This window comes from Vibrio sp. McD22-P3 (assembly GCF_021568915.1).
Classification (GTDB): Bacteria; Pseudomonadota; Gammaproteobacteria; order Enterobacterales; family Vibrionaceae; genus Vibrio; species Vibrio mediterranei.
Window position 1 is genome coordinate 38,442 of record NZ_JAKGTN010000008.1, and the last position, 25,789, is coordinate 64,230.

Here is a 25,789-nt window from a genome sequence, read left to right on the forward strand (position 1 = left end):
TTCATAAATGTATTCAGGTAGTTAGCACAAATAGTGCTTGTTTCTGTCTCCATGGCACGCGATATGCTTAATCTTGGTAAAGATAATCATTATTATTTAAGCGTAGAGGTGAGGTCGTTATGACACAATTACACTTAGACAGTCCTTTGCAAGAGGCGAATGCAGAGTGGTATCAAATTGCTAGCCTTGAAGTCACACCAAGAGGTGTTTCAAACCGAACATCGTCGTGGCTAGCTACACTGCTATCACGTTTTCTAACATTCTAATTTTACTGATAAAAGTATTGGAGACTTCCATGAGCCATTTAAGAATTCCTTCACATTGGACCATTCAACGTTCTACTCCATTTTTCACCTCAGACACTGTGCCACAGGCGTTACTCACCCATCACAATACTGCAAAGGGTGTGTTTGGACAGTTATGTGTTATGGAAGGTACAGTCACCTACTATGGGTTTGCGGATGAAAATGCGGTAGAGCCAGAAACAAAAGTTGTCATTCATGCAGGACAATTTGCTACCAGCCCCCCACAATACTGGCATCGCATCGAAATAAGTGACGATGCTCAGTTTAATATTAATTTCTGGTCTGAGAGTGATAAGCAAGGCCAAAAAATGTTCCATGCTAAGTCGTAATCATCATGCACTAAACACGATGATCGAAAAATCAATGAATTAGGCCTCCAGGCCATCTTGGCTCCTCATACAGGAGCCTTTTTTCTATCTTGTATTTTGTCATATAAACAAATTTTAGTCTTAATGATTACTATGAGTCATTGTCATAAAGATAATATTTACATGCCAGGTAGAATTAATATTCTTTAAATACAAAGAGATATGTTTATATGAGAGGTTGGCACGCTCAATGCAATAGAAGAGATAGATTAAATGCCACGTTGATTATGTATAAGGTAGTAACATGACAATTCACGTAAAAAACAATATTCATTGGGTAGGACAACGCGATTGGGAAGTTCAAGACTTCCATGGTACAGAATACAAAATGACAAAAGGGACGAGCTACAACAGTTACCTTATTCGTGAAGAAAAGACAGTATTGATTGACACTGTTGACCATAGATTCAGTTATCAGTTTTTACAAAACTTAGAGATGGAGATCGACTTGCATTCTATCGACTTCATCGTTATCAATCATGCAGAGGAAGATCACTCCGGTGCCCTTGCAGCGTTGATGGAAAAAATCCCTAATACGCCAATTTACTGCACAGAAGCCGCCATAGACTCTATTGTAGGTCACCATCATCATCCTGAGTGGAATTTTAAAACGGTCAAGACAGGAGACACTATTGATATTGGCAATGGCAAACAACTTGTCTTTGTCGAAGCGCCAATGTTGCATTGGCCGGACAGTATGATGACGTATTTAACCGGAGATGCGGTGCTGTTTAGTAATGATGCGTTTGGTCAGCATTATTGTGATGAACGCCTATTCAATGATGAAGTGGACCAAGCGGAACTGTTTGAGCAGTGCCTTCGTTACTACTCAAATATCCTAACGCCATTCAGCGCATTAGTGACGGCGAAAATCAAAGAAGTGCTGAGTTTTAACCTTCCTGTGGAGATGATTGCGACCTCTCACGGTATCGTCTGGCGTGATAATCCTGTTCAAATTATCGAGAAGTATTTGCAATGGGCGGATAACTACCAAGAAGATCGCATCACTATCTTCTACGACACCATGTCGAATAACACTCGAATGATGGCTGATGCCATCGCACAAGGCATTCACGATGTGGATCCAGGCGTCGCAGTGAAAGTCTTCAATGTCTCGCGCCAAGACAAGAATGAAATACTGGCGAATGTGTTCCGTTCGAAAGGTGTACTCGTAGGATCGTCGACCATGAATAATGTGATGATGCCGAAAATTGCGGGCATGCTAGAAGAGATAACAGGTTTAAGGTTCAAAGAAAAGAAAGCAGCTGCGTTTGGTAGCTATGGTTGGAACGGTGGTGCTGTTGACCGTATTCATACACGCTTGACAGACGCAGGCTTTGAAACAACCGAGAGTATTAAAACTAAATGGCGTCCCGATGGCAAAGCAATGAGAGAGTGCAAAGCCTATGGGCAAAAGGTCGCCAAGCAGTGGGCGTTGAGCGATCTCAATGTCACTCCTATTGAATTCAATACGGCGTCAAGCGATGAGGGTAAAGCTACGTCCGAGTTATCCCATGATTCCGACTGCCAATGCATGATCTGTACGGTGTGTAATTGGGTATATGACCCAATTCAAGGAGAACCGAATCAAGGTGTTGAACCAGGGACGGCTTGGGACGATGTGCCTGACTATTTTTTGTGTCCAGAATGTAACCTAGGGAAAGACGTATTTGCGCCTCACACTAAAGAGGGCGTGGCATGAAACAGTTCGACATTGTCATTGTAGGGAGCGGTTTTGCTGCCTATCAATTGGTTAAGTCATTGCGGCGTATCGACAACTCAGTCTCAGTGGCTGTAGTGACGGGTGATGATGGACATGACTATAACAAGCCAGATTTAAGTCATGTATTCACCAAAATGCAAACCGCTGAACAGGTCATCACTAAGCGGGCAGCACCGTTCGCACAAGAGTATGGTATTGCGCTATATACCAACACTTGGGTCGAGCATGTAGACCCTCAGCTGCAGACTCTTGAAGTGGAGGGTGAAACGCTGGGCTTTGCAAAACTGGTTTTAGCGACGGGAGCGAGTCCCTTTATTCCTGTCTTTAAAGGCTCTGCATCCCAAGATTTCCTTACTCATAATTCGTTAATTGACTATGAGAAAAATCAAACACGTTGGCGAAACGCATCTCGTGTATTAGTACTGGGTGGTGGGTTAATTGGCGTGGAAGTGGCACTGGATCTTGCGAGTGTTGGAAAGCAGGTTTTCTTAGTTGAACCTGCTACAAGATTAATGCAGAACCAATTACCTGACTACATCGAATTGAAACTCAAGCAGGCATTGCAACAAGAAAGCATTAAGGTTATCACCGATGCGTTTGTGACTCATATTGATGAAGGTCCAGAAGCAAAACTTGTTACTTTGAATCAAGGTCAAGAGTTGATGGTCGATGAAATACTCGTGTGTGCTGGTCTTCGGGCCAACACGGTATTAGCTAAAAACATGGGACTGGAAGTGAACAAGGGTATTATCGTTGACGATTACCTCTGTACTTCCACTGCCAATATCTTCGCCCTAGGTGACTGTGCTGAAATTCAAGGAGAAGTAAGGGCGTTTTTACAACCTATCGTGATGAGTGCGAGTGCTCTTGCTAAAACGTTGACGGGAGACGCCACAAAGCTGACATTACCAACTATGCTGACTAAGGTAAAAACGCCAAACTACCCAATTCAGTTTGCTGGCGTTGTCCATGATAAACAGGTTACTCGCTGGAACTACGACGCTAGTACTAATGGTATTTTAGCTACCGCATTTAATGACAACGATGACATGATAGGTTTTATCGCGACACGAGGCCGAGCACCTGAGTCGTTTAAATTATTAAGGGAGTTGGTCTAATACTCACGACCGCTGTTAAGAGAAAACAACACTCACCCCAGTCTTTGAGGTGAGTGTTTTTTGTTTCTTTCAGCACTGCTTAAAGCGCCTGTTGTTTTGTTTTTGGCTTAAGGCTTCTCTGCTTGCGAGGTTTAACCATCATTCGATAAACAACAGGGACAAAGTAAAAAGAGATCAATGTCGTGAGGACGGTACCACCTGCGATAGCCACGGCGAATGGTGGCCAGAAGCCTCCTCCTGCGATAATCAATGGCATAAATCCGCCAACGGTAGTGATAGTGGTTGAGGTAATATGGCGAGTACACGCCATTACTGCATCGACGGAAGCATCGATGTCGCCTGACGATGCTTTCTCATCTAATCTCAATTCCGCCAAAATTACGATAGCCGCGTTGATAGCCAGTCCCATGATGCCCAGCATCGCTATGATGACGGTAAAGCCAAATGGATAGTTGAAGACCCACACAGAGAGCAGCCCTAATCCTCCAGCTAATCCCGCCACCATAAAGATAATCGTACTTAGCCTAAACGAATTGAATGACATGACGACGACCAAAATCATCAAGACCACTACAACCGAAATATTCGAAATAAGCAGACTTACAGAGCGGTCTCGCTCTGCGGACTCACCACCAAAATCGATATGATAACCCGCTGGTAAGGTATATTGGGACAAACGTTGTTGGAACTCATTAAGTACCGTTTGTGGTAGCACTCCCGCTTGAATATAGCCCTCAATGGTATTGACGCGCTCGCCATTGCGTCTGGTAATAGCGCCACGACTGGTGGTGAGTTCGAGGTCGGCCAGTGTCGATACGCTGACACCTGTAGTATAGGTATCAGAAGAAATAGGCAGACGTAAGTTGCCAAGGTGCGATAGGTTTTCACGCTCTTCATTAGCAACACGTACACGAATAGGAATAGACTCGCTGCCTTCAGTGACCGAGCCGGTTTCTCGCCCGACTAACGTCGCTTGCAACATGTTGGCAAACTGGTTGAGCGTAATACCATTGAGCTTGGCTGTATCTTCATCTACTTTTAACCAGACTTTTGGTGTACCAGGTTGTAGAGTTTCTCTGGTGTGTGTGACATGAGGCGTATTGGCAAGAATGAGACGGACATCCTCTCCTATAGATTTGAGCGTATCGAGATTCTCACCATAGACTCGTAACTCTATTGGTGCTTTAAACGGAGGACCCTGTTCTAGTTTTCTCACCAAAATTTGAGCGGAAGGGATTTCTCTGTTTAACCGCTCCTGAAGCTCTGGAATGACTTTATTAGCGGTTTGGAATGAATCCATTTTAACCATGGCTTGTGAGAAGTACGGCGCGTTGTTTTGCGTGGCTTGTAAATTGTAGTAGAACGATGGGAAGTTAGCGCCAACTAACCAATCGACTCGCTCTACACCTTCATAGGAACGAATGATGTCGTCCACAAGCTCCGTAGACGCCTCAGTCGCGTAAATACTGGCTTGTGGAGGTAAAAATACTTGTACCTCAAACATGTCTCGATCCGAAGGTGGAAAGAACTGTTCAGTCAGTTGAGAAATACTCCAATAGCCAGTAATGGGAACGGCTAAGACAAGCAGCAAAGAAATAGCAGGGTGTTTGATCGCCAGTTTTACTGAACGAGCAAAAGCATGGGTCAAAGCGGGAATGCGAAGCCCTGTATTGTACCAATGGTCTCCCGACGCGTGGCTAGGCAATAGCATAGTCGCAAACCCAGCAATGACGGTGTGTGAGAGGATATAAGAACCCACTAAAGAAAAGGACACCGTGATCGCAATCGCGCCTACAAATTCTCCGGTAGCACCGGGCATCAGAATAATTGGAGCAAAAGCGAGAATGGTGGTGAGTGTTGAACCTAACAACGGCACCCATAGATGTGACAGTGCATTGATGGTCGCCTCTAAGCGAGCCTGACCTTTTAATCGATAGCTTTGGATGGTGTCCACCATGACCACAGCGTTATCCACCATAATTCCCAATGCGACGATAAGTCCTGTCACCGACATTTGGTTAATAGGGATGCCCGTCATTTTCATTAGTGACAGGGTAAACATTGAAGTTAGGGGCAGCGCAATAGCGACCAGCACGGCTGCTCTTACGCCTAAAGTCACAAACAGTACAATCAGAATCAGACTAAAACCGATAAGCAAGCTTTGCCCTAGATCGACCAAACGTGTCGTCGTGTAACCTTGTTGATCAAAAAGAATGTTAACCTTGATATTGCTGGGTAAATCCTGCTGAAAACGTTCAATGACCGTCATTGCTCTAGCGGTCCATTGATCAACACGTAACTCAGGCACCATTCGAGCTGCAACAATAACACCGGGTTCACCATCAATGAGTGCCATTTCACTTTCAGGTGTCTTAGCGCTGCGAGTGACGTTGGCAACATCTTCGAGTCGAATAATATGACCGTTATCGTCAACGATCAAAGGCACTTGTTTAATTCGCTCTATCGAATCCAATTCTGACTCAATTTCCAGCCCAAAGCGTGCGAAATGGTTGACTAGCTGGCCAGCAGAGTTTTTTGCGTCTGCGCCTGTTAGGCTATCACCGATGTTGATACTTGAGCGGCCAAACGCCGCGGTGTCAGCAGTCCGTAGGTTAACTTGAATCTCTTCTTTTGGCATGCCGTATTCATCGACAAACTCAGTGCCTGATAATGTTCTGAGTCTTTTAGCTAACTCTTTAGCATAACGACCTAATGTTAGAATATCGGTTTCACCAGGGCCTTCCCAAGTTAGCGCGGAAATGATGGTAAAGGCGTAGGTGTGGTCACTGTCTAAATCAGGGGCGACTGAACCGGTTGGCAAAACAGGGGTGATGTCGGACAGTTTATCTCTTGCTTTGGACCAGACTGGCTCTGGCTCTGTAATCTCATCCTTCAGCTCTATTGTGACAATAGAGATGCCTGGCCTAGATGTTGAACTTAGTAGTTTGACTTCACTAAGCTCCCTAAGTTTGTTTTCCACTACCTCAGTAACTAAGGTTTCGACTCGCTCGGCACTTGCGCCCGGAAAGCTTGTCGTTACATTGGCAAAACGGTTCGTGATAATGGGATCTTCTGCTCTTGGTAATGACGAAAATGCGGCGAGACCACTTACGATCAACAGAGCAGTCATTAAAATGAGTAACCGAGTATTGGTAATGATTTGAACTGCTTTCATATCACCACCTATTGAGAGCTTATTTGTACGGGTTGCCCCGGAACAACGCGGTGCAGGCCACTGGCAATGATAGACTCGCCATTGGCAAGTGAACCATTGATAAAGGCACGTTGGCTATCGGCGTATAAGACGTTCACACTGCGACGTTCTACTTTACTATCGGCGCCTATAACATAAACATTCCACACTCCTCGCAAGCCATCAATAAGTGCGGTGAGTGGAACCCAGTAACCTGGTTCGTCAATTGTTTGTTCGAATGCCAAATAAGCCAGTTCTCCCTCCAAAACATGAGCATCTTCAGGAAACTGATAGCGCAGTGACACGCTGCGTGACTTGGTGTCTACCATCGCTCCTGGGTTAAGAAGTGTGACGCCATAATGAGCATTAGAGACTCGCACATCAGGAGAAGTCAGTTGGGTGACGCGTTCAAGCTGTTGAGCTGGAATACCGATAAAGGCTTCTTTACCGGCACTGGCGAGCAGTACTAAGGTTGGTGTTCCGACGTTGACAACATCTCCAAGAGAGACATGTCTCTTGGCAATAACGCCTGAATAAGGGGCAAGGATGGTCGACTTTTCTTGTTTTAGTTTATTTGCGTTCCACGCGGCTTGTAGCCTCACAAGATTGGCTTGCAATACGCCTTCTTGGCTTGTGAGGGCGTCGATTTCGGCCTCCGCACTGAAGCCTTTTGACTTAAGAGACTGTTGACGTTTTAGATTGGCTTCAACCAGTTTTAGCTGGGCTCGCACTTCATTATTTTGTGCCCTTAACTGGTTAGCTTCGGTGACCAATAAATCCGTATCGAGTCTAATGAGTGGTTCGCCTTTTTCTACGACATCACCCACATCGACAAATAACGCATCCACTTTGCCAGATAGCTCAAAGCCAAGATTAGCTTGTTGACCTGCTTTTACTGTACCGACGTATTCCCTTTGAACCTTGTATGAAGGGCTTAACGTAATTTCAGTGGTGGAAACAGTTAAAGGCTCGACCGCCTCTACCTCTGGTTGCTCTGATTTTTGACAACCTTGTAGCAAAATCAGAATTGCTAGTGCTGATGCTTTTGTTAGTAATTGCTTTGTTTGCATCATAGACATCCTATAAACCTAACCTATTGGTCATAGAATAATCACAATCAAACTAGACTGTCTAGTTTGATTGTGTTAAAAATTAGTTATTCCAAAGGTTGCTACTGGTATTGTGAGCATGATCCAAAAAAGTGAACAGAAGAGACTACAGATATTAAAAGCGGCGGGTGAGTTGTTTTGCGAACATGGCTACAAGGTGAGCATGGATCAGATCGCTAAATTAGCTGACGTCTCAAAGCAAACGGTCTATTCTCATTTCAAAACTAAAGACCAGCTGTTTGAAACTTGTATTCAATACCGATGTGAGCAGCGCGCGATTGATGAATCGGCGTTAAGTTTGGATAGTCCGATCAAGCCTACTTTGGTGGAGTTTGGTGTTCGCTTTCAGAACATGCATCTTGAAGAGCAAGTTCTGCAAACGTTTCGAAATGCAGTAGGACAGGTGAAGTCTCACCCTCAAATATCCGCACTCTATTTGCAATCTGGGCCCCAAAAGACACTTCATGTTCTAGCCAATTATCTTCAACGTCATCATGAAAAAGGCACGATTTCTCTTCCCAACGACTCAGAAAATGCAGCGATGCAACTCCTACTGATGTTCCATGGAAAAGCCGCTTACTGGGCGTTTTTAGGTGAGAGTGGAGTGCAAACTGAAGCACAGCGCAAACAATATATAGAAGAGTGCGTTACGCTATTTCTATCGGGTTGCTAACCGACGATAAGTGGTGATTGGCATTTTCGGTTTTACGTTGCTGAAATATATGAACAATCGACTCATTAAGCCAGTTGACTAGCGCACTATTTTGGTGGCGACTGTGAAAATAGGACAATGCAGGATACTGCGCTTCAGGTAATACTTGGTCAGGACTTAGCATGACTAAATTTGGGTAGTTATGTATCGGGAAGCAGTTGGTGGTTCCCATAAACATATCCGATTGCTGCACAACATCAATAAGTGCAACTGGGTATTCGGAACTAAACCCCACTTCTAGTGGATACCCCAGGCGTTTGAAGATTTCAACGGTAGGGCTTGTATATTTACTGTAGTTACTGACGATTAGTCGTGCCAATGGATACTTCGACATAGACTCAACCGTTACCTTTTTCTTAGTAATCGGGTGCTCTTTTCTAACGAGTAAGCAAGCGTTAATCTCACCAATTGTTCGCTTTTCCATGAAAGGGTAGCTGTCGGTTAATTCAGCATTGATCCCTAGTAGTATTTCTCCCTTTTCGATAGCGGTTACCGTTTGATCATTCCACGATGCAATATGGATTCGTAGGCCTGGAGCATGTTCACGAAAATAGCGATACAATTCACCAGAAATGGAGAAAACAAAGCTCGAAGAGAGGGCAATGGTAATGTCTTGGTCTAACTGAGCCGGGTCAAAGACATCACTATCATTGACGACATTTTCAATATCGTACAATAGAGGAAGTAACGAGCTCGATAGCTGCTCAGAAAATGGAGTTGGAGATAAGCCTGATTTCACTTTAACGAATAATGGGTCATCAAATTGATGACGCAATCTTTGTAGTGATTGACTGACAGCTGGTTGAGATACGTACAAACGTTCCGCCGCTTTACGCATGTTTTTCTCTTCGTAAAGCACCTTGAACACTCGAAGAAGATTAAGATCGAGATTGGCAAAACGGTCTTTCGGCACTGTATTACTCGGTTTTATGGATGACATGGGAATGTTAGCACTTGCAATGTTAGAAATACGTCAAAAGCCAACGTGGAATCACATTGGCTTGGTATAGGTGGTTTAACTGCCTGTTATCTATTAGGTTAGAATTTGTAACCAACCGTAAATGATAGGTAGTCTGCGTCAAGATCACCATACATTGGTAGATCGACTCGAAGATCTGCGTATAAGCCCATGTCAAGTTGGCCACGCACGCCAGCACCGAGATAGACACTTGAGTCATTGCCCGTTATTTTGCCATAGTTCGATGTATTGATTTCATCACCTAGGAAAGCAAGACCAACTACACCGTAAGGTTTAATCCACCCTTGACCAAGGTCAAAGGCGTAACCAATATCAGTATCAATTTTCAAGGTACGAGCTTTGTAATCCAATGTTTCATCGTAGAATGGAACGTAAACATCATCCTGGTTCCAAGCATAAGACACGTTGATACCAAAGATTTGGTTGAAATCATAACCGTATTCAACTTTAACGCCTGTGCCTAAATTCCAGCTTCCCAGTGAGTCACTAAATTCTAGGCTTGAAGCACCTATACCAACACGATGACCACTAAAATCTGTATTTGCAAATGCGCCAGTTGAGATTGCTGCGATAGCGGTGGCAAGAACTAACTTTTTCATTACTAACCCTTAATTGTAAAAGCAATCCTGCTTGTGGTTTGCATTCCGTGCTCTGTTTCGATGAGGGCTAGTGTAATGATTGGTTAAAAAGACACTAATCATCAGTTATTAATAGTCTGATAACTCCTGCTTATGACCTCACTGTTAAATAGTCCTTGACCTCAAGTTAACTTGAGGAATTACGCTAAGATCCAATCACTAACAGAAGGAATAATACGATGAATGGATATATCGAGCATGCCAACATTACGCTAGTTAACCCTAGGAAAACGATAGAGTTTTTATTAGCAGCATTACCAGACTGGCGGATTAGAGGTCAAGGAAAAATGGAAGAATGGTATGGCAAGGAAGTGGAGTGGTTTCATGTTGGAGATGATCGCTCTTACATCGCAGTCCAATCGGGAGGTGATGGTCGAATAGCAGATTGGAACAACCATTGGACAGGCGTAAAACACATAGGAATCGTCGTAGATGACCTTGACGAAACAGTTGAACGGCTAACAATCGCAGGTTATGAATTGGATCATTGGGGAGGAGAGCATCCCCATCGTCGTAGTGCTTATTACGTGGAGGATCATAATATGCAGTTTGAGTTTGTCGAATATTCCTCAAACAACAGTTCGGAACGAAATGACTATAGTATTTGATAATGTCCTATGAGTATTATCAATATGTCGGGGATTCGATGGTGGCTTAGCTAATGTATTGATATAAATGAAATTTCCACTTTTTGATTCTAATTGTTCATAGGTGGAGTGATGAAGGTTTAGATCTACGAATAGCTGTCATTTGTTGAAGTTTAAAACTTGAACTAACGTGTTCTTATCAATGCTACACAAGAGAACCTGTTATGACTGATAAAAAAGAAATCACTAGTGATGTAGAAAAACAGCGTCAAGAATTGATGGCGAGATTGAAAGGTGCTCACAACCAGATGAAAAACTCCGGTTCTGATAAAAGCAACGCTTCAGGCTTCCTAGATGTGATGATCAAAAGCACCGGAACTTTTGAAAAACAGTAGTAAACGTACGCCCAAACCATCGTTTGGGCGTACTTTAGTGGTTACCCTAATGACCGGCATCTAACAGCACTATTAATAACCTTCACGCTGTATTCATTGTTCTGAGAATTCTTCACTGTCAATCCTCACATACCTTGTTACCGTAAAAGTTCATACAATGGACTGCGATAACACTATGGATTTATGGATAAAACTAGAATACCTTGCCTTACAAATTTGGGCGATTTTTGTCATTAGGGCGCTACTATTTGACCAATAGTTTGGTGGCAATTAGCCAACTTGAGTCATTTCGTTAAGCGTAAAACTCTCAACGGCGCCGTCGGTTGCGGCTTTGTATTGAGCAATATGTGGTGCGGCTAAGTGTGCCATTAACAGCTCGCGCGACTCCCAGTTTTCGTAAAATACAAAGTGCGCAGGGTTTTCATTATCTTGGTGTAAGTCGTAGTTGATACAACCTTGTTCTTTACGTGTGATATCAATGAGTTTAAGAAGCTCTGCTTTCACAAGTTCAATCTGATCAGGTTTTGCAATGATGTTAGCGACGATAGTCAGCTTTGCCATGGTATTTCCTCGTTAGAATGGATCTTTTGGTTGGTGATAACTGGATAACAACATCTTATCTTGGCTTAAATAAAACAAAAATAATGAGAGATTTGAAAGATTATCAAACCATTATTGATAATCGACGTGTTTCTGGAGTCGAACCGCTTCGGCACTCACAAGTATTCAAACAATTCAGTTAAAGCGATGTGAGCGGCGCAGATGGACTCATATACGCTCTACCAACTTCTGCAATGTTGTAATCAAAGTTCTTTGTTCTTCATCTTCAAGCTCGGCTAGCAACGCTTGATTGACTTCGACCGGTAGGTGAATGACTTCTTCCTTAAGGGCTTTCCCTTTGTCTGTCAAAAAGATCCTGAAGGAGCGACGACTTTCTGGGTCGACACGTCGCTCGACCAATTCTAGAGCTTCTAATTTGTCGAGTGTTCTAGTCGTTGTTGAGCTCTCTACCTTGGACATTTGCGCAATCTCTCGTTGAGTGACGCCCTCCTTTTCCCACAAACACATTAGAGTTGGCCATAACGCTAGCGTCAGTCCCTTTTCTCGCAATCTCTTATCAAACTCTTTTGATGCATGATTTGCCACAACATTTAGTAGCCAACCAAAGCTGGTTTGGCGTTCGAATTCTGTCTTCATTTTTACACCATTGAAAAAGCAACTATTGTCATCGTAACTAATATTGAGATGATTAGCACTAACAACGCTTTAAAGTTGCTCGATAAAGAAGGAGATAGTGCATCTGCGTTGAGTATCTGTTGCCCTGTGAACATAGACATAAGCAGACTTTTGCCACGTAGTTTGTAGATAACAATAGCTCCAACGTGCAGCGCGACCATGATTGGTAACATGTCAGCGAATAATGCGTGAGTGGTGTCTGTAATGTCATAAAGAGGCTCGGGAATAAAAATGCCGATACTCTCCAAACCATCAAACATTCCAGCTAAAAGCATGCCGGTAACACACTGAATGAGTAATGTACCGATCATTGCAACAACCATGACTGCACCTAGCGGGTTATGCCCTACATATGAGATTGCCTTACCGAATGTATATCGGACAATTACTTTTGGATGCTTAAGAAAAGAACGGAATCGGCTACTTTCACTACCAATAAAACCCCATATCACGCGCCAAAGTAGTAATGTAAATAAAACTAGCCCCAATTGGATATGGGGCCCTTGATTACTAAAGCCAGTGAATACTAGTCCCGCAAAAACAAGGGCTTGAATCCAGTGGTAGAGTCGAGTCGCAAGATCCCAAACTTTAACCTTTTGCATAATTTGATCCTCTAGTCTTAAATAGTTGATATTAATTTACACAACAATTGTTGCGTGTGCAATAATTGTTGTGTAAATTAAATGCATCAACAACGATATACAAAACAGGTGGAGGAAATATGTTCACTCATCATTCGACGACCAAATTAGTATTCTTGCTCGCACTATCGACAGGTATTTCATCTCTAGCGTATTCCGCTCCGGACTCAGCAACATTAGACATCATAGACGCTCGGCAAAAAGCCTTTACAGCCCTCGAGTCACAAACTAAGGCCGTTAAAAAAACGCTCGATGGTAGTGATACCGACTGGCAGACTTTGTTAGAAGCGAGCGAGCAACTTGTAGCTAACAGTGATGCGTTAAACGGTGCCTTTGTTTTAGGGACTCAAGAAGGAAGTAAAGCGAAAGAAAGCGTGTGGAGTAAGCCAGAAAAATTCAATCGATTAATGCAACAGATGCAACAAGGCTATCAGCAGGTGGCGCTTGGTGCGCAAAATCAATCTATTGCAGAAGTCGAGAAGGGGCTAAAGGCTGCGGAATCTACGTGTAAAAGTTGTCACCGCAGCTATCGCTCACGTTGGTAAGAAGTATCATTTGAATTAGAAGGTAAAGTCATGAGAAAAATAATCAAAAATCTATTTGTTATCGGTGCACTTCTTGCAGGGGCTAGCTCTGCTTATGCGTACGATTATGGCGTAGAGTTGAAGTGGAACACTGATGATATCGCACAAGTACTTAAGACGATGCCGGAACAGCGAGCATCATTTAAGAAGCTGGTGGATAACGGAAAAATCAAAGACATGTTTGTCGAAAATAGCCAAGTAGGCGGACAGAAAACACAGCTACTAAAATTCGTTATGGAAGCTGAAAGCGAGCAATCGGTGCGTGACCAGCTAGCAAGTTTACCTTTGTACCAACAAGATTTGGTCAGAATAAACCACATTCAGTTGTTAGGATCAAAGTGGTTAGACAACACACCGAAAGCGAATAATTTTGGCCTCACCTTCATTTGGAAGTCTGGTGTAGAGCCTTTGGAAATTGACCGAGTATTGGGCATTGATTTACAGCGAGTGATAGCACTTAATCAAGTTGGCACGGTAACCTCGTCGTACATCAATACTCAGAATTTAGAGAATGGTGTTGTCAGGCCCACTTATTTGGTGGCGGTGCTTGCCAAAGATGCCGCACATGCTTTGGAAATGAGTAAGCAATTTGAGGCGGTGACAATGGGCTACGCCGACGTGCAAGTCGAGCCTCTGGGTCACAAGCTAGATATGAGTAAATTGTAAAACACAAAGTGCTGCAATCAAGTTTCGGTTGCGGCCTACCTTTCTATTCCACTGGCCTGCATAACCTTATACTATCCATAGAGTTTATTCAGATTGAAGTAGGATAAGACATGACGACAAAGTCACTTTTTGTGTTTGATATGGATGGCGTACTTATTGAGTCAGAACCTTTTTGGCGAAAGGCGCAGATTGAAGTGTTAGCTAATTACGGAGCGAGCGCCACGATTGACGACTGCATTGAAAACACTATGGGAAAACGACTTGACGATATCGCTGCTACATGGATTCAAATGTTTAACTTGAGTGTGGATGCTAAGGTGTTGGAATCAGAGATAATGCAAAAAGTAGTTGCACTTGTCGAACAGGAAGGCGAGGCGATAGAGGGTATTCCGACACTGATTTCAGACTTAAAACAAAGAGGCTTTCGCCTCGCTCTAGCCAGCTCTTCTGCTTATCCAATTATTCATGCGGTGACTGAAAAACTAGGTATACAAGACAGCTTTGACTTGATGTTAAGCGCAGAAGACGTACCAAATGGTAAACCAGCTCCCGATGTCTATTTGGAAGTTTGTCAGCGATTAGATGTTCCAGTGGAGCAGGCATTCGCATTAGAAGACAGCCTAACAGGTGTGAAAGCCGCTGTTGCGGCGCAGCTAACCACCATTGCTATGCCTTTTGAAAATAACCCTGCGTTTTCAATTGCGGATTGTGTCGTGGAGTCGGTGCAGGATGTAATAACAATGGTTGATAGTCATGCCGTGGTATGAGAAAACGAGCCAATAGATGTAAAAATGTGAGTTGCTAAGAGGCAACTCACGGAAACTCTTACTTTTCTATATTTGTCATCACTTTATGTTCTTTAGATAATCAACACAGGCTAATTTTGCTCTATCATTGACTTCGATAGATTCGTTTGCTCTCAGCTCTAGGTAGATTAATACGCAATGTTCAAGTGCAGACTTCAACGATTCCTTTTCTGGTAACGCTACAGTTTTTTCTAGTTTCTTAGCAAACTCTGGTAGCCTTTTTTCTATGGTACGTACGCCAGATGGCGTTAAACCCGCTTGCTTGAGGGCAAGGGGGGACAGAGCATGAAAACGCAGAAAAGAGAGAAACTCTAACGTTTCAAAATATTCACCTCGAGCTATTTTCGTTGCAGCATAATGCGTCCAAATCCAGATGCGATCCTCGACCCATTGTGGGTCAGGTTGAGGGTAGCTTGGTTTGGCAGTGGCAAACACATCGCTCAACATGCTGTCTTTTTCCCAAAGAACTTGAGTATCATCGACTCGTACTGCAGCATCAGGTAGTGAAACAAACTTGAAGTCGACGTGAACAAGTTCCAATTCACCGAATACAGACACAATGAGTCTGGGTTCACCCACATGTTCACCGGTAAAGGCTGCTAGCATATCGTCAAATTGACTTAGTATATCGAAGCGTTGTGCCATAACTTCTTGATAGTATTTAGGTTCGATAGCAATAACAAAGTCTAAGTCGCTATATTGGTCCATAGTGTCAGACGCGTAAGAGCCACTACAACCAATGCCGCAAAATCGAGGATCCTGAGAGAGTACACTGACGATTTGTTCAAGTTGTGCACGATGAGCGGAAGGAAGTGATTTCGGAAACTTCATATTTTACCTTCTAAGATAGGTTGGTGAGTGCAACTGCTGGTGCGGTAAAATTTATGCAGCATTACAGGATATCAACATATGACTTACTATCAAGCTTTATTAGGATGCTTGTTAGTTTCAAGTGCCGACTAATATAGAACTATCTGACACAGAGGTTCGCAAAAGGGTTGGTCAAAGTGTTGATCAACGACAGGCACTTTGTAAAAGCTATGCTAGCTATGATGTGAAAAAGGAATGACAAACTTCATTCCTTTAGAAGACCTTTAAATCAAACTCAATGCTCAAACTATAAGAAGCAGGTCGCCGAAATCTTGTTTCCAGCCGGATCTCTTAGGTATGCCATATAGAGTTTACGTTCACCGGTATCTCTGATTCCAGGTGGATCTTCACAGGCGATCCCACCATTTCTAACTCCGACCTCATGCCATATGTCAACCTGTTCTGGCGAGGTTGCAAGAAATCCGATAGTCATGCCATTGCCGTGAGATGCTAGTTGACCATCAATTGGCGTCGTAAGACCTAGTACCCCCGTTGGACTGAAATACATACAGCGCCCTTTTGCGTCTAGTACCCCTTCACCGTATCCTAAAACGGACATAGTTGAGTCATAAAACGCCTTGGAAGCTGGGATATCGTTGGCGCCTAAAAATACGTGGCTATACAAAATAAATCTCCTTTACCGCTATTTCCATTAAACCTTATAGCAAATATCGATTGAAAATAGATCGACAAAGTTATGTTGCAGTTTGCGTATCAAGCCACGTGATGGTTTGTAGTTATATTAACTGCTCACGTTGTTGAGCCGGAGAAAGCCCATTCCAAGAGGTGTAAGCCCGAATAAATGAGTTACATTCTTGGAAGCCTAATAAAAAAGAAATCTCACTCACTGGGAGCTCGGATTTAATGAGGTAATCTTTCGCCAAGCTTTGCCGAACCTCTTGAAGTAACTCTTGAAAAGTCAGATTTTCATGGGACAGTTTGCGCTGCAATGTTCGTTTGCTCATGGCCAGTTCACGAGCAACATAATCGATACTGCTTTGCCCCTGAGGTAGTGCATCGAGCAGGACTTTCTTCACGTGATCGACAACGTTTTGTTTGCCAACGGTTTCGCTGAGCTGTTTTTGCAATTCACTATCAAAGCACTTTAACATTAACTGATTACGGGTCAAAAATGGCGTATTTGCATCTTTAGAGCTGAAACGGATACTGGTGTTGTTGCCTAGGGTAATAGGGCAACCAAAATAGCTTTCGTACTGATCCAGGTTGTCTGGAAGTGCAGGGAGCTCAACGCGCAGTGGTGCAATATTCTGGCGCGTTGCTAGACGCGTTAGTTGAGTGAAGAAAATAAGCTCCGAGAGATTCAGGCAAAGTGGTAATGGCGCTTCAAATCCGTAGCAGCTAATGAGTAACTCCGTATATTCATCATTGGTATCAATATCCAATGCCATTGGGCCAATAAGGGGTTTGTATTCCTGAAGACGTTTTGCTGCTGCATTAAGGTTAGGTGTGCATATGGCGGCATAGATAGGGACATCGAAGAACTCCAGGCTCATCACTTTGGCAAATTCTAACGGCATATCTCTCCCGTGTGCTGCGAGATCAACACCATGCCACAATTGGAAGTATTGAGACGGGGAAAGCTGTACTTTTTCTTGTGCGAATAGCCCTTTGGGCAGTTTCGCGTAAGCAAGTACTTCCTCTATGTTTAGATCTAGGTCGCTGAACATCAGTTTCCAGTTTGGTGGAATAACGAACTTATTGGCTCTCTTCATTTCAATACTTCTATTTAGGTGAGGTAATGTGATGTTATTTGCGGTTTTTCTCCATCGCTTTGCGCGAAATTTTCAGTACCATCTTACGGGGAAGGAAAGGAACAATCCAATTCAACATGAACTTCAAACCTGGCTCATTGAATGCAATCAGTTCGCCATTTTCCATTGCTTGATAGCCACACTCAGCAACGGAACGCGGCGTTTTCGCGTTCTTCCAAACATCCACACCTTCGAGATTTCCTGCTTCAACAAACCCTGTCGCGACTGCACCTGGACATAAGGCTGTCACGGAGATGTTGTGTTCCTTTACTTCTTCAGCGACCGCTTGGCTAAAAGAGGTCACGTATGCTTTTGTTGCGTAGTAAACGGCTTGCAAAGGACCGGGTATGAAAGAGGCTGTGGACGAAACATTAAGTATCTTACCCTTGTTCCGTTCTACCATGCCTTTTAAATAAAGGTGGGTGAGGTTAGTCAAGGTAACCATGTTTACTTGCATCATTGCTTGCTCATCTTCAAGAGTACGTTCATGAAAATGACCATGACCACCGAAGCCTGCATTATTAATCAGTATATCGATTTGGATCCCAGCCGCTTCCGTTTGTGCAAACAACGAGTGCGCAGAGTCAAGCTTGGCTAAGTCGGCGGGTAGAACGGTAACGTTAATGCCAAATTGGCTTTCAAGCTCAGCTTTCAATGCTTCGAGTTTCGCTTGAGAACGAGCGACTAAAACTAAGTCACCACCTTTTTGCGCGTGGACTTTGGCCAGTTCAAGTCCGATGCCACTTGATGCGCCAGTAATAAGTGCTGTGTTCGCCATGATGAATCTCTCCCAGTGTTAGGTTAACGATGAAAGTGTCATTGTTTGATGGAGAGATTATAGGTCTACAAATGGTGCCACCTCATATCAGATCACGCCATTGTGAATTCCGATCATGCCAAAGTTAAATGCACACAAGGTTTGCGCACATTTAACAGTTTATAGATAGAAGGATAAATTAATTAATATCAATAACTTGATAGCCATCAATGGTTCTGAAGATGTCAAACTGCTTGTAAGTAGTGTTGGCGAAATCAATAGTATCGATATCGACTTTGCGAATCTGTTGGTTGTCGTAGGTACGGAAGTAATAGTCTTTGTTGTTAATATCAGTGACATTCGAATAGCCGGTCATTTGTGGATTTTCGGGATCGAAGTGTCGCCAATACAGGGTCCCTTGCACCACATCAACACTATTGATCATTGACCATGCACGGTTAACTGCATCAAAGTCAGTAACGATTCTGGTGCTATCTTGAGTCGCGTTTAATGCCACCATTTGTTGGAAACGTCCAGTGGGTGAGCGGTCAAAACCTTTAAAGGTCTCTTCTGCAAACTGTACTTTTGCATCATCATAACCTTTACCATCAAGCATCATCTGCGCCAGTTCTACTTGAACAGGATAGACTGGATCATTGGTCATGACGCCGAGATCGTTTTCGTAAATCTCGGCTATGCCATCGCCTTGAGTATGTTCCACTACGACCTTACGCTCACCATCGTTGATTGCAAGATGTACCCCTATAGCGCCGACCCCTGCCATTTTACCAAGATGCACTTTCAGATTATGAAGTATCGTGACTGCTTCATCGGTTGAACGTGCGTTACCAAGAATGTAAGCCCCAAGTGCGATCTGTGAAATATCACCCTTACCTGCTGGTAGATAATCCGCAGCTCCAAGTGCTAGTACCTCAACCGAAACACCATGCTCATTAATGCCTGAAGACACCATATCTTCTTGACCATGTTGCATCCCAACAAAGCCATATTTAGCCGTAAACTCAGCGAACTCATGCCCTCTTGGAACGACTGTGAGCATCTCATGAGCTTCAAATGGCAATTCCATAGTGCGAGCTACAAAGGATTTATCATTAGCTTCAAAAGTGGCATAGGTGCATGCATCTGCAGTACCAACAATTACCCCACTGGTTGTTGCGGTTAGTAACAGTGTAAGAATTGACTTTTTCATTTGTTCGCTCCGATTCTTTGATAGATAACATCCTTGCCTAAAGAAGTACCTACTTGGTTTGAACGACAATCTAAAGTGAGCAATCATTGGATTCAAAATAGGAACCATTGTTATAACCAATAGATGGAGCGTTGGTAGGGGGGCTAATTAGGAGGAGATTAATGAAAAAACCCGCCTCGCAGCGGGGTTGGTCAAAGAGCTTGATTATGAACTTATCAGGACCATAAGTTACCAATAGTGAGCCTGTGAAGTCTCAATTAAACAGGCTCTAGGTACGTCGCTGGTATGGTGATAACCGAAAGACAGTACCATTCCCTTGATATTGGTAAAGGGAGTAGTCAGCAAAGAAGCGGAGCACGATGCTTTTTGCTGACCACAAACTTAGCTTAAAGCTTAATTTGGAAGCTTCTAGCCTGACACGGTTTCAGCGATCCGAAGGATTGCATCTCAATGTTAGTATCTCGAATTCGTTCGTCCATACTGACCTCTCTCCAAGAGGTAACTGATTCTTTGAATGCGATATTGTCTTCAATGGTTGCAGTTTCTGATGGGTTGTAGACTCGGAGAATCAATGCATCTTCATCTTCTGCTTTCTTAAGCACACTCAGAACGGCCCCTTTTTGATTCTTATTGAGCAAGGAGTAAGTCAGCGGTTTGTTTTGCTCGCCCACATTCAACTTCATCGCGTTATAAGGAATTTTGTTGTAGCACTGTATTGGCGTTACATTGTCACGTGATTCTGCCATGATGTTGGCATCTATGTGGTTGCCAGCAAAACCAAACAGCGCAAACTCACACACGATCTTGCCGCGAGTTTGAGAATCTGGTGTTGGGATCTTGATACCAGATGGTCGGCCTGGTCGAAGAAGAAGGTTCTCCTTACCAAGGACCCCAACACCACGGAATAGCGTGAGCGCGAAAGTATCACGTTGCGCGTTACCTTGACTGGAAATGACTTCGAATTCACGCAGACCATTGCTCATTAGTGCCATACCGCCCGTGTTGTTCTCAACCGCTGCGAAGTTCATCAATTGATAAACGGGTACGGGTGCTTCTTTCCAGCCTTCTTGCTCCCAAACATCCATCGCAGGATCGTTCGTCGGGCGCGTTATGAGACCAAACTGATTATCGGCAACGACAGTTTCAGATACGAATGGTGTTGGAACGAGAACTCGAACACGGTGATCATCGGCTTGGTTGTCCATTTCCATGCGGACTTCAATACGGCGAGAGCCCTGTTTTAGAACTACTTGGCAGTCCACATCAACAAACCCGTTTTGGCCTGAACGCGCTTCGCGCTCTTCAAGGTTTGCAGGTACGTTCATGCGAGTCTTGATTGTTGCGACAGACTGGAAGCCTTCATGTTTGATGCTGGTTTCAACATCAAACTCGTCGGAATACAGCAGCCATTCTTGGCGAGAAGGTGAGTAATCGTACTCGTCGCCATCGTCAGAGCCATCCTCGACACGCAATATTTGGTCGAACGTCATCTGAGTGTCTTTATCCAGCACAGTCAACGTACCGTTGTTGTTGACTGTGATTTGGTAGAACTCATTTTCAAGTATATCGGCGCTTGAATGAATCGCTTTTTGTGCCCCGTCTTGGTTACCTTGGATGTGAAGCGTCGTGTAGCCCATTGCCGGTACAGAATATTTAATCTGGATATCGTACTCAATAAATGGGTCGTAGTTTCCATAGTGAACAATTTGGCGGTCAATTTTGCCAGGGTCGATAACACGTTGTTCTCGGATAAAGTATTCGACCGCGTTGCCCTCATCATCAAACAGGTTGAACTGGTCAGCTCGAATGGTGATGGTTGTATTGATCACTTCTTCACGCTCGTATGGTGACAGGTTAAAGAACGCAAGCTTGTCACATCCTTCACGAGCAGGCATATGGTCAACAATCTTACGTTTGTAGAAATTGATCAGGTTGGTCGCCATATCATCCGCTAGGATGTAACGGTTTAAAATTTCAGCGTGAACTTTATCTGAGCAGCAGCAGCCAATAGAGTCGTGAGCATGGTTCTTCATACTCTCTTTCCACATTTTTTCGATAAGACCATGGTGGTATTCAAACCCAAGAGTCCAAGCGATGGAAGCGAGCGGCTCAAGGATATTAACGATCTTGTTTTCTACCTCTGCGTGGACAAGCTTGATGTCCATGCGAGTCGAAGAAATGGTGCGGTGAACACGCATGTACTTACCGTCGTTAAACTCACCTTTGATTGTATCTAGGTTGTCACGCTCTTCGCGGATTCGATCAAACACCTCTTCAAAGCGGCTCATAACGAACTCACGATCTGGGTAGATTTCACGTAGCTTGTCCATCACCTCAAAGATGTCTTTTTGGATTGGCATCTGATCGTGACCGTTTGGCAATAGGATGTCTTTGGTCACAGATGGCTTTTCAAGCACGGGGAAGTATTTATCGAGACGCGCACGCAGACCTTCTTCGTCTTGTGGTAGGTATTTACCAATCGCATAGCCAAGAGGCAGCACCTGCGCCATGATTTCTGAGCCGTCGTTTGATTGCCACAAGAATTCGGTTTTGTCGGTACCGTGGCGCTCAGAACAGCCGCGCCAGAACATGGCAGTGTCGATGTCGAAACCGTTATAGATCATTGGCAATTGAGAGCTCATTGAGAAAGAGTCTGGCAGATAACCAATCTTCATTGGTTCGCCAAGAGCAAGGCAGTCGCGTAATCCATAAAGCATGTTGCGTACAATAGACTCACCAGAGACTTGCATGGTGTCGGTTTGCGAGTACCAAGGACCAACAATTAACTTACCTGCCTCAACGAGCGCTTTTACTCGCTGCTTGTTTTCTGGTTTGATGGCAAAGTAATCTTCAATAACGGCAGTTTGGCCATCGAGTACGTAGTATTTGTACTCAGGGTCTGTTTCCAGACGTTGCATGATTTCTTCCATATTATTCACCAGTAGAATTCGAGATTCTTCGGTGGTGAAATACCATTCACGGTCCCAGTGCATGTGAGGAGTGATATGAACGCGAGATGTAGTCATTGTGTTAACCTTTGGACTGCTTTGCAGTGAGTTTAAATTCTTTAATATCAAGGGATTGATCGTTACTAGTTGCTGATTGAGGGCACAGAGAATCTGTGCCCTTCAGCTTATTGATTAATAATTTTGATTAGTTTTGCGTGGCTACCTGAGCTTCAAATTTGCCCTTTTTTACGGCATGCGCTCTCCACGCTAGTAAGGTAACGGTTGAGATAGCGGTACCTATTAAGGCTGCGCCGAACCATATTGCGGCTGCCATAAAGCTACCAATACCGGCATCGTGCAGCAGGAAGATTGAGAAGATACCTGCTCCTGGAGTCGATAGACCGATACCTGCTGCACCAATCATGGCACCTGTAACGATGGAACCGAGTAGGAATGAGCCGATAACACGGATAGGATCTTCAATTGCCATCGGAATAGCACCTTCAGTTATACCTGCCAGACCAAGTAACCAGGTTGATTTTCCGGTTTCAATTTCGAAATCTTTGAATAGACGCGGAGCAAGCATGGTCGATGCTGTTACGGTGAAAGCTGAGACCATTTTCACTGAGCCGAAGATAGCGTATGGACCGTAAACACCATTCGCCATCGCACCAAGACAGAATGCATATGCCGCTTTGTTTACTGGACCACCTAAGTCGAATGACACGAAACAGCCGATCACTGCGCCCAGAAGTAGAGCGTTTGTGCCAGACATGCCGTTTAGCCAGTCCGTCAGGCCTTGGTTAAGCCATGCAACAGGTTTACCGATAACAAACAGCATTAATGAACCTGCAACCAAAGTGCCAATAACTGGATATAAGTAGAAGGTTAAGAAGCCGTTGAAGGCAGGGCTAAGGCGAACATTCTCTTTCACCCAACGCATTATATAACCCGCAATCAGACCACCAACTACGCCACCTAAGAAGCCTGAACCGATTAGGTTGGCAGCGATACCTGCAGCAAAACCGGGACCAAGCGCTGGTTTATCAGCAAGCGAGTAAGCGGTGTAAGCGGCAAGTACAGGAACCATTAGGGTGCCAAGCAGACCGCCGCCAAGCTTACGATACATCCATAGCCACGAACCATCGGTTGCATACAATTCTTGCAGATCGAAAATTTGGGCAATAAGAACGGCCACTGCCAGAACTGTACCGCCAGCCACAATAAGAGGGACGGCATAAGAGATACCCGAGAGCAGTGCTTGTTTTAGCTCTGTTTTCAGCGGTAGTTTTTTCGGTTTATCGTCTGTTGCGATAGTACGCTCAGCACCAGCACTGTTCTTACCTGCTTCAATCGCGTCGTTCAGAATACGTTCTGCGTGTTTGATTGGCTCTGCCACTGGCACTTCAACACGTGGGATACCATTAAAGCGTTCAACTTCTTTGATTGCGACTTCTGCTGCAAACACAACAGCCGTGGCTTTGTTCAACTGTTCTGCAGTCAAACGGTCTTCAATCCCGTTCGCACCTTGTTTCTCAACATAGACCTTGTAGCCTAGCTTTTTACCTGTCTTTTCAAGGTACTCGGCTGCCATGTAGGTATGAGCAATACCAGCAGGGCAGGCGGTTACACAAACAACGGTTGGTGCATTTGTATCTAAGTTGTCTTGTTTTTCGGCAGTGTTGTCTTTCCCAGTCAATAAATCCAGAATTTGTTCTGAAGTTGTAGCATTGAGGACCGCGTGGCGCACATCGTCGTCAACCAGCGTAGTGGTCAGTTCGGTAAGCAGGTGCATATGTGTTGAGCCTGCCTCTGCATTTGGAATCGCAATTAAGAAGATGAGATTAACGTCTTCATCTTCATCAAGTCCTTGCCATTTGAGATCTTTTGAAAGGGTGGCGACTGCGAAAGCGGCTTCTTTCACCGCGTCAGTTTTCCCATGTGGTACCGCTAAGCCTTCACCTAGCGCTGTTGGGCCTTGAGCTTCACGCTCGAATACAGCCTTTAAATATTCTTCCTTATTGTACAACTTGCCTTGTTGGTGTAATTGTTCGGCAAGGGCTTCAATCGCTGCATCACGACTTTCAAATGTCGTTTGTAGGTTTATCAGCGATGGGTTGGTAAGAGATGTTAGGTTCATAACTTTTGTCCCATTGTTACATTCATCTATTGTTGTCCTGTCAACAATGAGTGAATAATACCTATTTGATACAAATGATCCATGATCAAGATCTCATTTACCTGGAAATATGTATTGTTTTTGTATTTAAATTTAAGTTTTTTGTAGTAACAACTGCTTGTCATTAGTCTATCAATTCGTATCATATTGGTTAAATATAGTTAATGTTGAGTGCTCCGACTCAATTGACGCCGTAATCAGGTAGTAGAGGTTAGTATGGCGAGATTACCGATGTATCGCAGAATTGCCGATGCGATCCGCGAAAAAATTAGTAGTGGAGAATATAAGGTGGGGGAAGCGTTGCCCACTGAAGCTCAGTTGCGTGAAGAGTTTTCTGTGAGTCGGGTGACTGTCAGGCAGGCTATCAAGTTATTGGTAGAGAACCAGGAGCTAGAGAGTATTCAAGGTAGCGGTACATATGTAAAAGAAAACCGTGTTAATTACGATATATACCAACAAACCAGTTTTGCTGAGAAATGGGCTCACTTACAAGGTGTGACTCACAGTGATGTACTGGCCTTTGAGATTCAAGCCGCATCTATCACTATGGCTGAACATTTAGAGATCTCAGAAGGAGAACGTATCTTTTACATTAAACGCGTTCGCTTTTTGGACGATAACCCAATCACAGTGGAAGAAACTTGGATGCCAACGAGTATGTTCCCAGACCTGACTTATCAGGTCATGCAAGGCTCTAAGTACGATTTTATTGAGAAACAAAAAGGCTTGGTCATCGATCGCAGCGAACAAGAGATCATTCCTGTATTACCACCGGAAGATATTGCTGATCTACTGCAAATTAACCCAGCTCAGCCCATCATAGAGAAGCGAACTAGAGGTTATTTACGCGGAGATACGGTGTTCGAGTATAGTCGTAACTACTTTAAATCTAGTGAATATAAATTTACCTTGGTGGCTAAACGACATTAACGCAAAAACCCGCAGCCTAGCTGCGGGTTTTGCGTTCAAATGCTCGATAAGCCAAAGGAGCTT

Annotated in this window: 25 protein-coding genes; 11 read left to right on the top strand and 14 right to left on the bottom strand. The window is 44.0% G+C overall.

The features are described from left to right. The first annotated feature begins 119 nt into the window (after positions 1-119). From L2W36_RS10980 to norW, 4 genes are all read left to right on the top strand, one after another. Positions 120-266 (top strand): hypothetical protein, encoded by a 147-nt coding sequence (locus L2W36_RS10980; RefSeq protein ID WP_236110035.1) that lies wholly within the window; start codon positions 120-122, stop codon positions 264-266. Positions 267-295: 29 nt separating this feature from the next. Beyond that, positions 296-634 (top strand): DUF1971 domain-containing protein, encoded by a 339-nt coding sequence (locus L2W36_RS10985; protein WP_006069303.1) that lies wholly within the window; start codon positions 296-298, stop codon positions 632-634. Between the two features lie 283 nt (positions 635-917). After that, positions 918-2,375, top strand: a complete 1,458-nt coding sequence (norV, locus tag L2W36_RS10990; RefSeq protein WP_236110036.1) for an anaerobic nitric oxide reductase flavorubredoxin — start codon at positions 918-920, stop codon at positions 2,373-2,375. Then, a complete protein-coding gene (gene norW / locus L2W36_RS10995) occupies positions 2,372-3,514 on the top strand; it encodes an NADH:flavorubredoxin reductase NorW (protein ID WP_124941747.1) in 1,143 nt (380 codons plus the stop codon). Before norV ends, norW begins: the two co-directional genes overlap by 4 nt. Positions 3,515-3,593: 79 nt before the next feature. Here norW and L2W36_RS11000 read toward each other — a convergent pair whose 3' ends face one another. After that, entirely contained in the window at positions 3,594-6,689 is a 3,096-nt protein-coding gene (locus L2W36_RS11000; protein WP_236110037.1) for an efflux RND transporter permease subunit, read from the bottom strand. A gap of 8 nt (positions 6,690-6,697) precedes the next feature. After that, positions 6,698-7,780, bottom strand: a complete 1,083-nt coding sequence (locus L2W36_RS11005; protein ID WP_420883078.1) for an efflux RND transporter periplasmic adaptor subunit — start codon at positions 7,778-7,780, stop codon at positions 6,698-6,700. A 109-nt stretch (positions 7,781-7,889) separates the two neighbouring features. On the opposite strand from L2W36_RS11005, the gene L2W36_RS11010 reads away from it, so the two are divergent. After that, positions 7,890-8,489, top strand: a complete 600-nt coding sequence (locus L2W36_RS11010; RefSeq protein ID WP_206379148.1) for a TetR/AcrR family transcriptional regulator — start codon at positions 7,890-7,892, stop codon at positions 8,487-8,489. On the opposite strand, the gene L2W36_RS11015 is transcribed toward L2W36_RS11010, so the two are convergent. Beyond that, positions 8,464-9,468 carry a LysR family transcriptional regulator gene (locus L2W36_RS11015; RefSeq protein WP_236110038.1) on the bottom strand — a complete coding sequence of 335 codons (1,005 nt, stop codon included), beginning with the start codon at positions 9,466-9,468 and terminating at the stop codon, positions 8,464-8,466. The genes L2W36_RS11010 and L2W36_RS11015 overlap by 26 nt on opposite strands. A gap of 98 nt (positions 9,469-9,566) precedes the next feature. Next, complete coding sequence (locus L2W36_RS11020; RefSeq protein ID WP_006069295.1) at positions 9,567-10,106, bottom strand: porin family protein; 540 nt, start codon at positions 10,104-10,106, stop codon at positions 9,567-9,569. A 218-nt stretch (positions 10,107-10,324) separates the two neighbouring features. Between L2W36_RS11020 and L2W36_RS11025 the strand changes: the two genes are divergently transcribed. Both L2W36_RS11025 and L2W36_RS11030 read left to right on the top strand, forming a co-directional pair. After that, complete coding sequence (locus L2W36_RS11025) at positions 10,325-10,753, top strand: VOC family protein (protein ID WP_236110039.1); 429 nt, start codon at positions 10,325-10,327, stop codon at positions 10,751-10,753. A 203-nt stretch (positions 10,754-10,956) separates the two neighbouring features. Beyond that, complete coding sequence (locus L2W36_RS11030; RefSeq protein WP_236110040.1) at positions 10,957-11,127, top strand: hypothetical protein; 171 nt, start codon at positions 10,957-10,959, stop codon at positions 11,125-11,127. 270 nt (positions 11,128-11,397) lie between these two features. Here the strand turns inward: L2W36_RS11030 and L2W36_RS11035 are convergent, their stop codons facing one another. The 3 genes from L2W36_RS11035 to L2W36_RS11045 form a co-directional block, all read right to left on the bottom strand. Continuing rightward, the gene (locus L2W36_RS11035) at positions 11,398-11,688 is read right to left on the bottom strand and encodes a putative quinol monooxygenase (RefSeq protein ID WP_006069292.1); all 291 of its coding nucleotides are present in this window, start codon (positions 11,686-11,688) and stop codon (positions 11,398-11,400) included. A 207-nt stretch (positions 11,689-11,895) separates the two neighbouring features. Next, entirely contained in the window at positions 11,896-12,324 is a 429-nt protein-coding gene (locus L2W36_RS11040) for a MarR family winged helix-turn-helix transcriptional regulator (protein WP_236110041.1), read from the bottom strand. A gap of 2 nt (positions 12,325-12,326) precedes the next feature. Beyond that, the gene (locus tag L2W36_RS11045) at positions 12,327-12,965 is read right to left on the bottom strand and encodes a cytochrome b/b6 domain-containing protein (protein ID WP_236110042.1); all 639 of its coding nucleotides are present in this window, start codon (positions 12,963-12,965) and stop codon (positions 12,327-12,329) included. A 119-nt stretch (positions 12,966-13,084) separates the two neighbouring features. On the opposite strand from L2W36_RS11045, the gene L2W36_RS11050 reads away from it, so the two are divergent. From L2W36_RS11050 to L2W36_RS11060, 3 genes are all read left to right on the top strand, one after another. Next, positions 13,085-13,549 (top strand): c-type cytochrome, encoded by a 465-nt coding sequence (locus L2W36_RS11050; RefSeq protein WP_031495595.1) that lies wholly within the window; start codon positions 13,085-13,087, stop codon positions 13,547-13,549. Between the two features lie 30 nt (positions 13,550-13,579). Next, a complete protein-coding gene (locus L2W36_RS11055; protein WP_236110043.1) occupies positions 13,580-14,254 on the top strand; it encodes a hypothetical protein in 675 nt (224 codons plus the stop codon). Positions 14,255-14,364: 110 nt separating this feature from the next. Beyond that, the gene (locus L2W36_RS11060) at positions 14,365-15,021 is read left to right on the top strand and encodes an HAD family hydrolase (protein WP_236110044.1); all 657 of its coding nucleotides are present in this window, start codon (positions 14,365-14,367) and stop codon (positions 15,019-15,021) included. Between the two features lie 78 nt (positions 15,022-15,099). Here the strand turns inward: L2W36_RS11060 and L2W36_RS11065 are convergent, their stop codons facing one another. The 7 genes from L2W36_RS11065 to mngA all read right to left on the bottom strand — a co-directional run bounded on the left by L2W36_RS11065 (position 15,100) and on the right by mngA (position 24,757). Beyond that, positions 15,100-15,891: a nucleotidyltransferase domain-containing protein gene (locus L2W36_RS11065; RefSeq protein ID WP_236110045.1), complete on the bottom strand. Its 792-nt coding sequence runs from the start codon at positions 15,889-15,891 to the stop codon at positions 15,100-15,102. Between the two features lie 286 nt (positions 15,892-16,177). Further along, positions 16,178-16,555 carry a VOC family protein gene (locus tag L2W36_RS11070; protein ID WP_124941756.1) on the bottom strand — a complete coding sequence of 126 codons (378 nt, stop codon included), beginning with the start codon at positions 16,553-16,555 and terminating at the stop codon, positions 16,178-16,180. Between the two features lie 112 nt (positions 16,556-16,667). Further along, complete coding sequence (locus tag L2W36_RS11075) at positions 16,668-17,663, bottom strand: AraC family transcriptional regulator (protein WP_006069284.1); 996 nt, start codon at positions 17,661-17,663, stop codon at positions 16,668-16,670. A gap of 34 nt (positions 17,664-17,697) precedes the next feature. Beyond that, on the bottom strand, positions 17,698-18,480 hold the full coding sequence (locus L2W36_RS11080; protein WP_006069283.1) for an SDR family NAD(P)-dependent oxidoreductase: 783 nt from the start codon (positions 18,478-18,480) through the stop codon (positions 17,698-17,700). Positions 18,481-18,658: 178 nt separating this feature from the next. After that, positions 18,659-19,669 (bottom strand): linear amide C-N hydrolase, encoded by a 1,011-nt coding sequence (locus L2W36_RS11085; protein ID WP_164491500.1) that lies wholly within the window; start codon positions 19,667-19,669, stop codon positions 18,659-18,661. Between the two features lie 386 nt (positions 19,670-20,055). Further along, positions 20,056-22,695: a mannosylglycerate hydrolase gene (gene mngB, locus L2W36_RS11090; RefSeq protein WP_236110046.1), complete on the bottom strand. Its 2,640-nt coding sequence runs from the start codon at positions 22,693-22,695 to the stop codon at positions 20,056-20,058. A 127-nt stretch (positions 22,696-22,822) separates the two neighbouring features. Next, entirely contained in the window at positions 22,823-24,757 is a 1,935-nt protein-coding gene (mngA, locus tag L2W36_RS11095) for a PTS 2-O-a-mannosyl-D-glycerate transporter subunit IIABC (RefSeq protein WP_236110047.1), read from the bottom strand. A 255-nt stretch (positions 24,758-25,012) separates the two neighbouring features. On the opposite strand from mngA, the gene L2W36_RS11100 reads away from it, so the two are divergent. After that, positions 25,013-25,726, top strand: a complete 714-nt coding sequence (locus tag L2W36_RS11100) for a GntR family transcriptional regulator (RefSeq protein ID WP_006069279.1) — start codon at positions 25,013-25,015, stop codon at positions 25,724-25,726. The last annotated feature ends 63 nt before the right edge of the window (positions 25,727-25,789 follow it).

Excerpts from the sequence above, each read along its gene's own strand:
- L2W36_RS11020 (WP_006069295.1), bottom strand. The coding sequence starts at position 10,106 with ATGAAAAAGTTAGTTCTTGCCACCGCTATCGCAGCAATCTCAACTGGC.
- mngA (WP_236110047.1), bottom strand. The coding sequence starts at position 24,757 with ATGAACCTAACATCTCTTACCAACCCATCGCTGATAAACCTACAAACG.
- L2W36_RS11030 (WP_236110040.1), top strand. The coding sequence starts at position 10,957 with ATGACTGATAAAAAAGAAATCACTAGTGATGTAGAAAAACAGCGTCAA.
- L2W36_RS11080 (WP_006069283.1), bottom strand. The coding sequence starts at position 18,480 with ATGGCGAACACAGCACTTATTACTGGCGCATCAAGTGGCATCGGACTT.
- L2W36_RS11015 (WP_236110038.1), bottom strand. The coding sequence starts at position 9,468 with ATGTCATCCATAAAACCGAGTAATACAGTGCCGAAAGACCGTTTTGCC.
- L2W36_RS11060 (WP_236110044.1), top strand. The coding sequence starts at position 14,365 with ATGACGACAAAGTCACTTTTTGTGTTTGATATGGATGGCGTACTTATT.
- L2W36_RS11100 (WP_006069279.1), top strand. The coding sequence starts at position 25,013 with ATGGCGAGATTACCGATGTATCGCAGAATTGCCGATGCGATCCGCGAA.
- L2W36_RS11005 (WP_420883078.1), bottom strand. The coding sequence starts at position 7,780 with ATGATGCAAACAAAGCAATTACTAACAAAAGCATCAGCACTAGCAATT.
- L2W36_RS11045 (WP_236110042.1), bottom strand. The coding sequence starts at position 12,965 with ATGCAAAAGGTTAAAGTTTGGGATCTTGCGACTCGACTCTACCACTGG.
- L2W36_RS11040 (WP_236110041.1), bottom strand. The coding sequence starts at position 12,324 with ATGAAGACAGAATTCGAACGCCAAACCAGCTTTGGTTGGCTACTAAAT.
- L2W36_RS10985 (WP_006069303.1), top strand. The coding sequence starts at position 296 with ATGAGCCATTTAAGAATTCCTTCACATTGGACCATTCAACGTTCTACT.
- L2W36_RS11085 (WP_164491500.1), bottom strand. The coding sequence starts at position 19,669 with ATGAAAAAGTCAATTCTTACACTGTTACTAACCGCAACAACCAGTGGG.
- L2W36_RS11055 (WP_236110043.1), top strand. The coding sequence starts at position 13,580 with ATGAGAAAAATAATCAAAAATCTATTTGTTATCGGTGCACTTCTTGCA.
- L2W36_RS10980 (WP_236110035.1), top strand. The coding sequence starts at position 120 with ATGACACAATTACACTTAGACAGTCCTTTGCAAGAGGCGAATGCAGAG.
- mngB (WP_236110046.1), bottom strand. The coding sequence starts at position 22,695 with ATGACTACATCTCGCGTTCATATCACTCCTCACATGCACTGGGACCGT.
- L2W36_RS11025 (WP_236110039.1), top strand. The coding sequence starts at position 10,325 with ATGAATGGATATATCGAGCATGCCAACATTACGCTAGTTAACCCTAGG.
- L2W36_RS11035 (WP_006069292.1), bottom strand. The coding sequence starts at position 11,688 with ATGGCAAAGCTGACTATCGTCGCTAACATCATTGCAAAACCTGATCAG.
- L2W36_RS11065 (WP_236110045.1), bottom strand. The coding sequence starts at position 15,891 with ATGAAGTTTCCGAAATCACTTCCTTCCGCTCATCGTGCACAACTTGAA.
- norW (WP_124941747.1), top strand. The coding sequence starts at position 2,372 with ATGAAACAGTTCGACATTGTCATTGTAGGGAGCGGTTTTGCTGCCTAT.
- L2W36_RS11000 (WP_236110037.1), bottom strand. The coding sequence starts at position 6,689 with ATGAAAGCAGTTCAAATCATTACCAATACTCGGTTACTCATTTTAATG.
- L2W36_RS11075 (WP_006069284.1), bottom strand. The coding sequence starts at position 17,663 with ATGAAGAGAGCCAATAAGTTCGTTATTCCACCAAACTGGAAACTGATG.
- L2W36_RS11050 (WP_031495595.1), top strand. The coding sequence starts at position 13,085 with ATGTTCACTCATCATTCGACGACCAAATTAGTATTCTTGCTCGCACTA.
- norV (WP_236110036.1), top strand. The coding sequence starts at position 918 with ATGACAATTCACGTAAAAAACAATATTCATTGGGTAGGACAACGCGAT.